The organism is Aliidongia sp. (assembly GCF_035943795.1).
Lineage (GTDB): Bacteria > Pseudomonadota > Alphaproteobacteria > ATCC43930 > CGMCC-115725 > Aliidongia.
In genome coordinates this window covers 1-11759 of sequence record NZ_DASZBY010000013.1, presented here as the reverse complement: position 1 = coordinate 11759, position 11759 = coordinate 1, and the positions used below count along the sequence as shown (strand labels likewise).

The window sequence follows — 11759 nt, the reverse complement described above, 5'->3', positions numbered from 1 at the left end:
CCACTTCATCGCCCCTGATTCACGCGTCCACGGTTTCGAGCGTTGCGAGTATATCGCGGAGCGCTGCCGCCGCCTCGAAGGTCGCTAGATCGTTGAGACGGAGGTGATCTCGCAGCGAGTCGAGGCCGGTGACCTGTTCTTGCTCGCCGAGTTCGAAATCGGCCTCGGCCTGTGCGTCGGCAGCGACGGCGCCAAGCGCAAGCCGCTTGGCTGCGGCGACGAAGCCAGCCGGATCCTCGATCCCTGCGAGCGCATCGACGCAGGCGACGATCCGGTCGAGCATGCCGTCGACCTCCGGTACCGTCATGGTCCGGGACGGGTCGGCGAGCACGAGCGGCGTCATCTCGCCTGCTTGAAAGAGGCATTCGGCCTCGCGGTCCTGACCGCGAGCCCACGGCTCGGCCGGCCATTCGGTCGCCGGGCTCATGACCGGTCTCCGCGCGCGCAAAAGTCCAGGATGCGTGCGCTCGAGCGTCGGGGATCTACCAACTCGCTGGCTTCTTGCCAGCGCGCGCGGCCGGCCGGTGTCGCCTCGTACCGTGTGATTGGTCGTTCGGCGTCCATTTGCGGGCTTGGCACGGGTTTGAGGTAGCCGGCCCGGACCAGGTCGAACAGATCGGCGGCATCGATGTCCAGCGTCGGTTCGGCCTTGCCGTTGCCGGCCCAGGTGACCGCAAGCAGTCCGGAGATTGCCGTGTTGAGGATGATGAATTCGCGGGCGGAGAGTGGCATGGAAACCTCCTGTGAAAGCGAAGCGCCCCGCCATGCCAGGGCATGCGGGGCGTCGGGTTCGTTGGTCGCAATTCGTGGTGGGACGGGCCGGGTCACCGATCCGGCGGGGTCTTGGTGTAATGTTTATCGGCGATCAACACGGTGATCAGGGTCGTGGGCGCCGCGATCTTGCGGGTATCGAAGGTATCCGGGCCGACGGTGAAGCCGATGGCATGCATCACGTGGCACGCGGTCTTGCCGTTCATAATCGGCGCGACCGGAGCATCGTCATAGGAAATGTCCACGCAGCCGGCCGGTTCGTCGTTGCGATAAGGGACGAATGCGAAGGTCACGCGCCTGCCGTTTGTCATGCGCGCCGTGATCGTGAAGTTGCCGTCGGGGACATCGACGGCCAGATGGGCGCCGCCGTTGAAACGGGCATAGCCGGCCGCCTCGGCGGCATCCGGCGTGAAGACGGCGGTTCGGACCGCCGGAAGATGATCTGCTGTCATGGTGGATCTCCCTCATCTGGGTTCAGGGGACCGGGCGTGCTCGTTCAGGCAGCGTCGCGGTCTTCCTCGAAAACCTCGTCGTCGATGCCTTCCGTCGGCGACAGTTCCTCACCGGCCTCGCCGGGCGCTTCTTCCGCCCCTGTGGTCGCGGCGACTGGGCCGGCGAAGCGGGCGGCCGGCAGCAGGTAACGCCCGTCGCCGATCTGGGCGATCAGCGCCGCACGCGTATCCTTGGCACGTTGGCGCGGCAGCACGTTCGTGCCGCTCGCGGCCTTCTCGATGCCGGCTTTCGACAGGCAGGACAGGAACTCTTCCGTGGCCATGTTCGGCAGGAAATTGTCGGCGCCGACCGCGTCGCCCGCGATCAGGGCAAGCGGACCGCTGTTGCTCATACCTTCGCGGCACGACAGCACTTCCGCCAGCATCGCTCGCGCGGATTGCCGGATGAGGTCGAGATCCTGGGTGAGGACCCCGCCGGCAACGAGCGCTTCGGCAAGCTCGCCGCGCTGTCCCCCGTACCGGCCATTCGGGCCCTCGACGCTGACGTTCGACGCCCCGAACGTGAGCACGACGAGCGCGAGCAGGACGTCGTCCTCGATCGGCGAGACCTTCACCGCCTCGTGCAGCGCCTGGGTGCGGTAATCACCGATCTTCGAAAGGCCTTCCTTGGTGATTTCCGGGCGGGTCGTCCGGACCGTATTGCCGTCCCGCTCAGATCCGCCGGTAGGTTTTTTCGCCGGTTCGGGGAGCCGGAACGCGATCTCCTCGATCTCGCCCCGGGACGAGACGAAGAACCCGACACTGTCGGTTTTGCGCGGCGCCCCGTAGGCACGCTCGGCCCGCGGTGGCAGCTTGGCGCGGCCGTATTCGTCGCTGTCCAGCAGGATGCCATTCGCCGGCAGGTGCGCCTCGAGCCAGGCCTGCTGCGCACCCAGGAACGCCTCGACCTGGGTCGTATAGCGCGCGTCCTTGCCGGCCTGCTCGAACAGGTCTTCCTCCCAGACGATGCCGAACGCCTGTTCCTCGTCGGGCCCGAACTTCGCCAGCACAGCACTGATCCTGCGCTTTTCCAGCGCGCGGCCGACCTCGTGCCAGATGACGTTCGGCTGACCCTTCTTCGGCCGATGCTTCTTCCAGACCGACGCCTGCTCGGTCGGCGTGGCCGCGGCGATCGTGCGCAGCACGTTTTCATTGGGCATGTCGCCCAGCGCCATGACATCGAGCATGGCCGGGTGGATATGGGCCAGCAGCCGGAGCTTGCGGATGGTCCGGACGCTCAGCCCCATCGCCGCGCTGATCGCGTCTTCGGTCCAACGGTCCGAGATCGCGGATTCGATCGCACGCCATTGGTCGACGGCGCCCATATTGGCTCTCTGAACATTTTCCGAGAGCGCGCGGATCTGGTCGTCGGTGGCGTCCTGGTCGAACACCAGGACCGGAATCTCGGCCAACTCGGCCGCGATCGAGGCGCGGACCCGACGCTCGCCGACGATGATGCTCAGCCCGTCGCCGGTCTGCCGCGTCAGCGGCGGCTGCAGCAAGCCGATCTGGCGGATGTTCGTGGCGAGCTGCTCGTCGGAGACCGCCGGCGCCGCCGTCCGGCGCGGGTTCTTCGGGTTGAACAGAAGGGTCCTGGGATCGGCGATGCGGAGTTCCATGGCGTGTTCTCTCCTCGGTTCACGTTCCGGCATTCCTCGGAACGGATTCCGGCGCGCGGGCGCCGGTCGGCGGTACCATTGCCGGCGAGCGCTCCTGCCCTGCGCCCGCGCGCGGGCCCTCTTGGGCCTGCGTGCCAGCGGGGCTGGGGCGCGGCCAGCCGGCGATGGAGCGGCAGCGCTACCGTCGACCGGCGTCTGCGACCGATCTCCGTCTCGTTGGGGTTTCAGCTTGCCTGGGTCAGGTCGAACAGATTTCGGGGCAAATTTCTTCGGGCCACCGGCTCGGCTTGAGGCTCGTATTTGGCCTTCAAGCGTTCGAGTTGGGCGCGCTCCGCCTGTTCGGTCTCCGTGTCGCGGAGCACCCGCAGGTGCGTCAGCAGCCCGGCGGCGCCGACCCGCGTCCGGACGGCACGTTCGACGTCGCAGAAGGTAAATTCCGGGAGGCCATAGGCCGGGTATTCGATGGTCTGGCGCACGAACGCGATCTTGTCCGCCGTCGTGCGGAAGAACTCGCCGTAGAAGCCAGCCAGATTGTAGTGGGCTATGTGGCCAAAACTGTTGGAGAGCGCCCGATAGAAGCCCTTGGTGAACGCCGCTTCGGGGCAATCGCGTGCCAGGAAGCGGACCAGCTTGTTGGCGAACACCGCCTTGTCGGCGGCGCTGGTGAACTGGGTCGGCGTGAACTGCCCGGCCGTGAACGGCGGCTGGGTCAATCGTCGCGCGATCGATGCGGGGATGTGGCTGTCAGGCATGGTACAGCTTTCATGTTGTACGGGGGGCGCTCAGCGTGCCGAGCCGTCAGGATCAGGCCGCTTCGGCCGGTTCCGGTCGTTGCGGCTCGCCGGCGGCGAGGCTTCGTTCGAGCGCCGCCAGTTCCGTTTGCTTGGTGTCGAGCTCGTCCTGATAGGCGAAGTCCCGGCCGAGCCGCTGGCGATAGCCGGGCAGCCGGTCCTGGGCGTCGGCGAGCGACGCCTCCGCGTCGGCCAGTTCGACCTCGAACTTCGTCAGCTGGTGCTCGAGCCGGGCGATGATGCCGAGCGGGCTGACCTCGCGCCCGTATTCGACCTCGTCCTGGTGATCGGTCCGTTCGATCAGCAGGGCGACCGGCGGCTGGTCCGGGTCGGTGAACCGCGCGCGCACGGCCGTCAGCGCGAAGCCGCCGATGCTTCCGACGGGCGCCACTTTCGCGCCGTCGATCTCCAGCGCGCGTAACAGCTTGAGCAGGGCGGCGCCGGCATCCTTGCGCTCGGCATACTGCCGGCCATCCACCGCCATGACGAACGCCTCGCCCCGGGTCGAGCGACGCTGGGCAATATCGGTCCGGATGCGTGTGATTCGCCGCTGGCTGGCGGCGATGGTGTTCTCGGCCGTCGCGATCGCGCGGCGGACCGCATGCTGATCGTCGATATGGGCGGCGCGCAGCCGCTCGAGCCGCGCCAGCTCCGCTTCGAGCCCGGCCTTCTGCATCAGGCGCGGATCGCCCGAGGCGATCGCCTTCGCCAGCGCGAACTGACTGGCCTGGGATCCGGCATCTTCCAGCCGGCGGATGCTGCGGTCGCCGGCCATCGCCATGCCGATGAAGCGGGCCTTGCGCTCGAGCCGCTGCCAGCCCGCGGCATCGACGCTGCCGGTCGTGGCGTAGGCGTAGAGCTGGATCTCTTCGTTCTCGTTGCCCTGGCGCTCGATGCGCCCCTCGCGCTGCTCGATCTGCGACGGCAACCACGGCACATCAAGGTGATGCAGGGCCACCAGACGACGTTGTGCATTGACGCCCGTGCCCATGGTCTCGGACGAACCGATCAGGATGCGGACCTTGCCGGCATTGACATCGGCGAACAGCCGCTGCTTGGCCGAACTCTTCTTATAGTCCTGCATGAACGCGATCTCGCCCGGCGGGACGCCGTGTGCCGCGAGCCGGTCGCGGATCCAGCGGTAAGCCGAGAAGCCCCGCGTCGCCTCGACGTTCAAGGTGCCGAGGTCGGAGAAGATCATCTGCGCGCCGCCGGCGAGCGCGAACGCAGTCCCGTCCAAGCGCGTGTAGCGTCGGTCGGACGTCTCCAGCCAGATCCGATGCGCATTGGCGACGAGCGCGTTGAGCTTGTTTTCCGGCTCGTTGTCGCTCCCCGGCAGCACGAAGCGCATGTCGATCGCCGCATGGCGTCCGTCGGTGATGACCGACAGGAGGATGTCGTCGCCCTTCTGGACCTTGCCCTTCCTCTTGCGGATCCGTTCGATCCGATCCCCGAGCACCTGCTGATAGGCCTTGAACGCGGCGCTCGGCGCGGCCGTCACCATCTGGCGCTTGCCGCCACGGATCGCCGGCAGGCGGACATGCTGCCGGAGGTCATCCTTGAGCACGACGTCGGCGACGGCCCGATAGAGCGCCATCAGGTCGGCGACATTGACGAACGCGGCGAACCGGGTTTCGGGCTTGTACTGGCCGGAAGGCTGCAGCTCCAATTCCGTCAGGGTCTCGCCGAATGTGCCGGCCCAGGCATCGAACTCGTGGATGCCGCGCTCGACCAGCGCGTCCAACTGCATGAACCGCTGCAGCGTGAACATCTCGCCGAGCGTGTTGGTAATCGGCGTGCCGGAGGCGAGGATCAGCGCCCGGCCCGGGTTCCGCCGCGCGACGTACCGGGACTTGACCCAGAGGTCCCAGGCGCGCTGCGAGCCGTCGGGATCGACGCCTTTCAGGTTGCCCATGTTGGTCGCGAAGCTCAGCTTGCGGAACTCCTGGGACTCGTCGACGATGATCTGGTCGATGCCGATCTCGCCGATCGTCAGCAGATCGTCCTTTCGGGTCTTGAGCGCCTCGAGCTTGGCCTCGAGGCCCTCTTTCAGACGCTCGATCCGCTTGCGGCCGATCCGGTCGTCGCCGTCGAGCCGCTCCAGCAGGTCGGCATAGCCGGCGAGCTCCTCGTCGATCAGCACACGCTCGAACGATGCCGGCGCCGGGATGAACTTGAAGGCCGCATGGGTAATGATGATGCAGTCCCATTGGGCGGTTGCGGCGCGGGCCAGGAAGCGCTGGCGCTTGTCTTTGGTGAAGTTCGTCTCGTCGGCGACCAGGATCCGGGCCGAGGGATAGAGCAGCAGGAACTCGCGGCTCGCCTGGGCCAGGCAATGGCCGGGCACGACCATCATCGCCTTGGTGATGAGGCCGAGCCGCTTCTGCTCCATCACCGCAGCCGCGAGCGAGAAGGTCTTGCCGGCGCCGACGGCATGGGCAACGTAGGTCGAGCCTGCCGCGATGATGCGCCAGATCACCCGCTTCTGGTGCGGATAGAACCGGATGACCGAGCTGGCGCCCGGCAGCGACAGGTGGCCGCCGTCGAACTGCCGGGGCATCAGATTGTTGAACCGGTCATTATAGATCCGGGCCAGGCGCTCGGTCCGGTCGGCGTCCTTCCAGGCCCAGTGCTCGAAAGCGCCGCGGATCTTCTGCAGCTTCTCCTTGGCGGCTTCGGTCTCCGGCGCGTTCAACTCGCGGTGCTCCACGCCGTCCGCGGTCCAGACGTCGTAGATCGCCGGCAGCGAGGCATTGAGCGCATCGGACAGCAGCAGCCCGGCATGGCGTCGGCTGGTACCCCATTCGGAAGTAGCGGCTGCCTGGCCGGCGAAGACAGTGGTGTCGATGGTCCAGGCGGCGATCTCGACCGTGTGGCGGATCGCCGTCGCGATGCCGATCACCTCGGCCGAGAACTGCTCGACGATCTCTGCCGGCACCCACGGCGCGCCGAGCCGCGCGCAGATGTCGGACGGCCGGAGGTCCTCGGGCTGGACGCGCTCCAGCGCCGCGACGTTCCGCTGATAGCGGCCATCGAGCGCCGCCGCGGCGCGTGCGACGGCGAGCTTGGTCCGCACCGGGCCCGAGAGATAGGCATCGGCGGTCTGCCAAATCTCCATCTCGCGCGACAGCGCCGGATCGAGGAAGACCGCCTCGCCCAGTTCAGCGCGCGCCTGTTCGCGCGTCCGTCCAACCAACTCGGCGATCCGATCAAGATCGACGATGCCGACTTCGTGCAAGGTCACCGCAAGCGCGTCATGCACCGTCTCGACCAGCGGCAGGGCCGGCGGATGGATCACTCGCTGGGTGAAGATCGGCCCGCAGGTCGCGCGCCCGCTTTCCAGGTCATAGCTCTCGATCGAGGCGACCAGCCAGACGTCGGGATCGTCGGCGAACGGTTGGAGGTTCGGATAGCGGACGCTCTCCCGGGTAGCACCACTCGTCGGATCGACGCTCTCCGTGACGGACGTGAGATTGATCGGACCGAACTGGCGGACGAAGCCGCCATAGGCGACGCGAAGACGGACCTGCGCGGCTCCCCACGGCACGCCGGCTTCCTGGGCGCGCAACAATTCGCGGATCGCATCCCGCACCGGGATCAGGCCGCGGATGATCCGCGCGTGTTTGGCCGGGATGCCGGCGCACCCAGCTTGGCGAATCGCAACCGGCGTTGGGGTACCGTCGAGGATCTGGTGGAGCGCGTGATCCAGGATGACGTAGCTGCCCTCTTTGATGACGGCGCCCTCCGCCGCGGTGCCGATCGCCGGGCGCGCGGCACGCTGCTCACCGATCGGTTCGGCCCGCGGCGCGCGAACGCCGGTAACGATGCGCGCGAAGGCGCGGTCGAGCGCGGCTTCGAGGTCCCCTTCCCCATGGGCAAGACAGCTATAGGTCGGACCGAATGGCCCGGTCGTACGCGCGTGACGGCCGAGCACCTGGTCCGGATGCTCGATAAAATACCGGTTGATCGACAGCGCTTCCTCGCCCTCGCCCGCCGGCACCGCTTCCGCCAGCGTGTCCCAAAGGGCGGATGGCGCCGTAGTCTCGGGACCCCGCCGCTGGAACAGCAGCACGTCGATGACGACGTCCGTGCCGGCGGCGGCGGCGAAGCTGCCTTCGGGCAGACGCACCGCGCCGACGAGGCTCGCCAGTTCAGCGATATGGGCGCGCGCCTTCGGGTCGGTCTTGTCGAGGGTCCAGCGGCTGGTGACGAAGGCGGCGATGCCGCCGGGCTTCAGCCGTTCGATCGCGCGTGCGATGAAATAATCATGCAGCGACAGGTGCAGCCGGCCGGCCGGGTCCTCCGCGCGCACGGTCCGGTCCGAGAACGGCGGATTGCCGATGACGAGGTCGTAGCGCTCGGGCAGACGCGCCTTGGTGAAGTCTTCGTGCCGGATCCAGGCGGCCGGAAACAGCAGCTGCGCGATGCGCGCGGTCGTCCGGTCGAATTCGATTCCGGTGAGATCGCTCGCGGCCGCCATCGCTTCCGGCATGAGCGCGAAGAACAGGCCGGTGCCGCAGCCAGGTTCCAGCACGCGGCCGCCTTCGAACCCCAGGACACCGAGCGAGCGCCAGATCGCGCGGATCAGGAATTCGGGCGTGTAATGGGCGTATTGGGTGGCACGCGCCAGGCTGGCCAGATCCTCGCGCGAGACGAGCTGCTCGAGTTCCTCGCCGAGCTCGAGCCAGGGTTCGGCGAACTCGCCGCCGCGGCGCCGGAACAGGCTGTTCGCCAGATCGGCGGCGCCGAAGCCGACGAAGCGGGCCAGCATGGCCTGCTCATCCTCACTCGCCGGCCGCTTCTCGGCTTCGATCCGGGCCGCAAGCGTGATGGCGGCGAGATTGTCGGCAGCGCGTGCCTTCCAGCCCCGGGCCAACCCGCGATCACCGAGGAGGTGGAAGTTCTTGCCTGCCGGCACTGGGTCACCCAGGGCCTCGGTTGGCTCGTCGTCGGGTTCGGGTGCCGCCAACGGGCGGTACGCCTCACCGGTGAGCGTCATGCCGCCGGCGAGGCTGGTGCTGTCGAACAGGGATAAGGTCAGCTGCGCGGTGTCGCGAGCCATCGGGTCTCTCCTCGGGGCGTGCGGAATCGCCCGGCGCACCGAGGCGGCCGGTGATTGCGGATTGAATGGAAGGGGGATGCCCGCGCTGGCGGTGCCGGGCGTCTTAACCCGCCGTGTCCGTCGCCGCAGGGGCGACGCCCGCTTCTGCCGCGATCGCGGTGAGGACGTGCGTCGCCTCGATGATCGAGCCCTGCCGGCGCGCGGCTTCCGCATAGACCGACAGGGGAAAGCGCGGCCGGAAATGAAGATCCCGTTCGACCGCCAACGCGCCGGGCCCGCGCACACTTTGCAGCTCCGTCAGATCGACACTGCCTAATTCCGGGCATCCAAAGCCGAGATCGCAGAGTCCGAATGCGATCCTGTCCGGGTCATCGGGATCGAGTTCGGTCAGCAGCCAGGTCGCGGCCGAGAACGGGCAAAAGAGCTTCACGACCGGCATATGGTCTCGGTCGCGCTCCTTGCCGTTGGCGAGCAGACGGGCACGGATTCCCTCTGGAATGAGGTCCATTTTGATCTCCGATAGGTTTGGGAATTGGTCCGGCGCTAGCCGGTCGTCGGGCCAGCGGCGTTGGGCAGGCTACTTCGCGGCGGTGCGCCGGAAGCTGTCGGGCCGATCGGCGACAGGATCCGGCACCACGATCGCCAGTTGGTCAGGGGTGAGGTCGAGGCAGACCCGGCCGTCACGGCGGTAGCGCAACAGGGACACCACATCCGCTTCTTCGATGAACATGACGCCGTCGTCCCCGCCGAACGAGGCGCGCTTGACGTCCCACCAGCTCTCCGGGTTCCGTTCCGGATCGGCCTCGGCGGCCGGGGCGACGAGGTGCCGGGTGCTTGCCGGGGCGACCATGAGACCGGGCTGGCCGTTGCTCATGAAGTAGATGCCCTGGTCGCCGACCAGCCAGAGCCCCGCCGGAATCCTGGCCGGATCGATGTCGGCCTCGGTCGGCCAGGCAGCGAGCGGCAGGCCGTGGGTATCAATGTCGCGGCCATCCTTGCGGAACCGGCCCTCGAACAGCTGTTCGCTGGTCGGGGCGCGCGTGACGGCCGCCTTGCTGTGTTCCAGCAGCCGGAACACCAGCGCCGCATGAAAATGCAGTCTCATGATTGACCTCCGTTCGAAGGGTGGGCCGAAGCGTAGTTCAGGCTTCGAGCGCGTCGATGCGATCGGCAAGCGCCCGCATCTCCTGGCGGAACGCGTCGGCCTGGGCGCCGTCTTGCCGGTTCACCGCCTTCTCCAGGCAGGTTTCCGCACGGGTAAGTGCCCGTTGGAGCCGCATGACCTCATGCGAGCGCTGGTACCGGCTGAGTTCGGGGACTTCCTGGGATGGGTTGTTCACTTTTTCCTCCTGTTTCTTCTCGAAACAGGATCCGGGGACCGCGGCCCGGACGCGGGCGCAAAGGCGGCGCGCAGCGCCGGGATCGCGGCCGGCCCAGCGCAAGCGGCCGGCGCGACCCACCCTTTGCGGCCGTGACCGGCGCTGCGGTATCCCACCGGTTCCTTCGATTCGCCGTTCTGTTCAGGCCGGCCGTTCGTCCCCTGGGATTCCCAGTTCCAGGATGGCCGCCAAGGTCCATTTCCGGCGCAGGGCGCGCGGGCCGCGGGGCGCCTTCACCGGCCGAGCCGAGAAATGTAGGTCGAGCTCCCGCTTGGCGTGCTTCGACACCACGGCGATGTCGCGGCCGAGCGCGTCGGCCAGATCGGTCAGGCTGAGCCCGCGGTGATAGGCGACCCGGATCGCTGCCGCGTCTTCGGCGGTGAAGGGCTTCATCCAGCCATGGACCAGGCCCAAGGCGTGGGCCTTCGTGTAGATCGCGCGCAGCAGGCGGCCGAGCGCCGCGGCGACCGCGCGGGTCGGCTCACGGCCATAGCGCGCCGTCAGCAGCGTCTCGTCTTCCGGCGACCAGATCGGACCGCCTCTGAAGCCGCCGGAATTGGCGTGGGTCCCGCGGAGTCCGAGATACTCGGCGCGCCAGCGGAGCGAGCCCGCGGTTCGTCCCAAGCGAAACCGGAGCGGTGTCAGGCTCTCCCCGCGCTCGTAGACGCGGCGCAGCAGCACATCCTCCTCCGGCGTCCAGGGGCGGCCCCAGCCGCGCGCATAGCCGAGCGAATGGAGGACGCGTTCGACCGCGACCTTGCTGCGCATGGGGAAACCCTCGGCGCCGAGCGTGCGGCCGATCGCCGTGTAGAACATCCCGGCTTCAGCCAGTTCGAGCGCCCGCCGCGCTTCCGCGTCGGTCCAGTTCGCCGCCCAGATGCTGGGCTCGGCTGATGATGCCGGAACCGGGCCGGCCGATCATCACCGAGATCGTGGCAATCGTGATCCCGCGTTCGTAACCCGCCACGAGTTGCGCATCCTCCCAGGGCGTATAGGCCGGCGGGTTTCCCTCGGTGAGACCGAGCAGGCCGGCGCGGGCGTAGACCGCGCCGCACGACCGGCCGAGCGACGCCGCGATTGCGCTGGTCGGCTCCCGGCCATACCGGCTGGAAAGTTCGCAATCATCGTCTGTCGACCATGATCGCTGGCTGTTCCGCCGCAGCCCGAGATCCTCGATCCGGGTGCGGACGGCATTGACGGTACGGCCGAGCTGGGCCGCGATCTCGGTCACCGGTTCATCGGCATCGAACAGAGCCCGAAGCCGCTGCAGGTCGCCAGGCAGCCAGGCATCCGCCCGGAACGTGACCTCCGCCAGAGCGGCGCGAGGGGCGGTCGGGGGTGTCGGTGCGCAGGGCACGAGTTCGACGAGGTCGGGATCGAGATCATCCATCATGCGAGCCCCACGACGGAAGAGCCCGACAGCTTCGTGCGAAGCCGCGGCGAAAGTCGGGCGATCCGGTTGTCGCCGCGCGGGATGGTGTCGACCAGCTTGGTGATCGCCAGCAGATCGAGCCCGGCGTGGATCTCTTCGATCCCGCTGCCCAAGTGCCGGGCCAACTCGTCCGCCGTCGTTGCGTTCGGGCTGATCGGGCCGAGCGCCGCGATCAGCCGCGCAGCGACCGGAGCGGCGGGGTCGAGCAGGAACT

At 68.0% G+C, this 11759-nt stretch carries 11 protein-coding genes and 1 pseudogene; all 12 read right to left on the bottom strand.

The features are described 5' to 3' along the window. Window positions 1-19: 19 nt before the first annotated feature. Window positions 20-427, bottom strand: a complete 408-nt coding sequence (locus tag VGV37_RS02260) for a hypothetical protein (RefSeq protein WP_326877981.1) — start codon at window positions 425-427, stop codon at window positions 20-22. Beyond that, window positions 424-732 carry a hypothetical protein gene (locus tag VGV37_RS02255; protein WP_326877980.1) on the bottom strand — a complete coding sequence of 103 codons (309 nt, stop codon included), beginning with the start codon at window positions 730-732 and terminating at the stop codon, window positions 424-426. Before VGV37_RS02255 ends, VGV37_RS02260 begins: the two co-directional genes overlap by 4 nt. Before the next feature lie 92 nt (window positions 733-824). After that, a complete protein-coding gene (locus VGV37_RS02250; protein ID WP_326877979.1) occupies window positions 825-1223 on the bottom strand; it encodes a hypothetical protein in 399 nt (132 codons plus the stop codon). Window positions 1224-1267: 44 nt separating this feature from the next. Further along, window positions 1268-2881, bottom strand: coding sequence for a ParB N-terminal domain-containing protein (locus VGV37_RS02245; protein WP_326877978.1), 1614 nt, complete (start codon window positions 2879-2881; stop codon window positions 1268-1270). Window positions 2882-3105: 224 nt separating this feature from the next. Further along, the gene (locus VGV37_RS02240; protein ID WP_326877977.1) at window positions 3106-3633 is read right to left on the bottom strand and encodes a hypothetical protein; all 528 of its coding nucleotides are present in this window, start codon (window positions 3631-3633) and stop codon (window positions 3106-3108) included. A gap of 52 nt (window positions 3634-3685) precedes the next feature. Further along, on the bottom strand, window positions 3686-8734 hold the full coding sequence (locus VGV37_RS02235; protein WP_326877976.1) for an N-6 DNA methylase: 5049 nt from the start codon (window positions 8732-8734) through the stop codon (window positions 3686-3688). Window positions 8735-8912: 178 nt separating this feature from the next. Next, window positions 8913-9242, bottom strand: a pseudogene (locus VGV37_RS02230) (DUF2958 domain-containing protein); the annotation flags it as partial. A gap of 69 nt (window positions 9243-9311) precedes the next feature. Then, window positions 9312-9839: a DUF3085 domain-containing protein gene (locus VGV37_RS02225; RefSeq protein WP_326877974.1), complete on the bottom strand. Its 528-nt coding sequence runs from the start codon at window positions 9837-9839 to the stop codon at window positions 9312-9314. 37 nt (window positions 9840-9876) lie between these two features. Then, window positions 9877-10074: a hypothetical protein gene (locus VGV37_RS02220; RefSeq protein WP_326877973.1), complete on the bottom strand. Its 198-nt coding sequence runs from the start codon at window positions 10072-10074 to the stop codon at window positions 9877-9879. A gap of 180 nt (window positions 10075-10254) precedes the next feature. Next, the gene (locus VGV37_RS02215) at window positions 10255-10929 is read right to left on the bottom strand and encodes a hypothetical protein (RefSeq protein ID WP_326877972.1); all 675 of its coding nucleotides are present in this window, start codon (window positions 10927-10929) and stop codon (window positions 10255-10257) included. Window positions 10930-10936: 7 nt separating this feature from the next. Further along, window positions 10937-11506: a hypothetical protein gene (locus VGV37_RS02210; protein WP_326877971.1), complete on the bottom strand. Its 570-nt coding sequence runs from the start codon at window positions 11504-11506 to the stop codon at window positions 10937-10939. Further along, window positions 11503-11759, bottom strand: a 257-nt coding sequence (locus tag VGV37_RS02205; protein ID WP_326877970.1) for a hypothetical protein, incomplete at its 5' end; no start/stop codon positions are given. The genes VGV37_RS02205 and VGV37_RS02210, both read right to left, overlap by 4 nt.

Bases quoted from the DNA above. Each gene is read 5' to 3' on its own strand.
- VGV37_RS02245 (WP_326877978.1), bottom strand. From the start codon at position 2,881: ATGGAACTCCGCATCGCCGATCCCAGGACCCTTCTGTTCAACCCGAAG.
- VGV37_RS02260 (WP_326877981.1), bottom strand. From the start codon at position 427: ATGAGCCCGGCGACCGAATGGCCGGCCGAGCCGTGGGCTCGCGGTCAG.
- VGV37_RS02255 (WP_326877980.1), bottom strand. From the start codon at position 732: ATGCCACTCTCCGCCCGCGAATTCATCATCCTCAACACGGCAATCTCC.
- VGV37_RS02250 (WP_326877979.1), bottom strand. From the start codon at position 1,223: ATGACAGCAGATCATCTTCCGGCGGTCCGAACCGCCGTCTTCACGCCG.
- VGV37_RS02225 (WP_326877974.1), bottom strand. From the start codon at position 9,839: ATGAGACTGCATTTTCATGCGGCGCTGGTGTTCCGGCTGCTGGAACAC.
- VGV37_RS02240 (WP_326877977.1), bottom strand. From the start codon at position 3,633: ATGCCTGACAGCCACATCCCCGCATCGATCGCGCGACGATTGACCCAG.
- VGV37_RS02210 (WP_326877971.1), bottom strand. From the start codon at position 11,506: ATGATGGATGATCTCGATCCCGACCTCGTCGAACTCGTGCCCTGCGCA.
- VGV37_RS02215 (WP_326877972.1), bottom strand. From the start codon at position 10,929: ATGTTCTACACGGCGATCGGCCGCACGCTCGGCGCCGAGGGTTTCCCC.
- VGV37_RS02235 (WP_326877976.1), bottom strand. From the start codon at position 8,734: ATGGCTCGCGACACCGCGCAGCTGACCTTATCCCTGTTCGACAGCACC.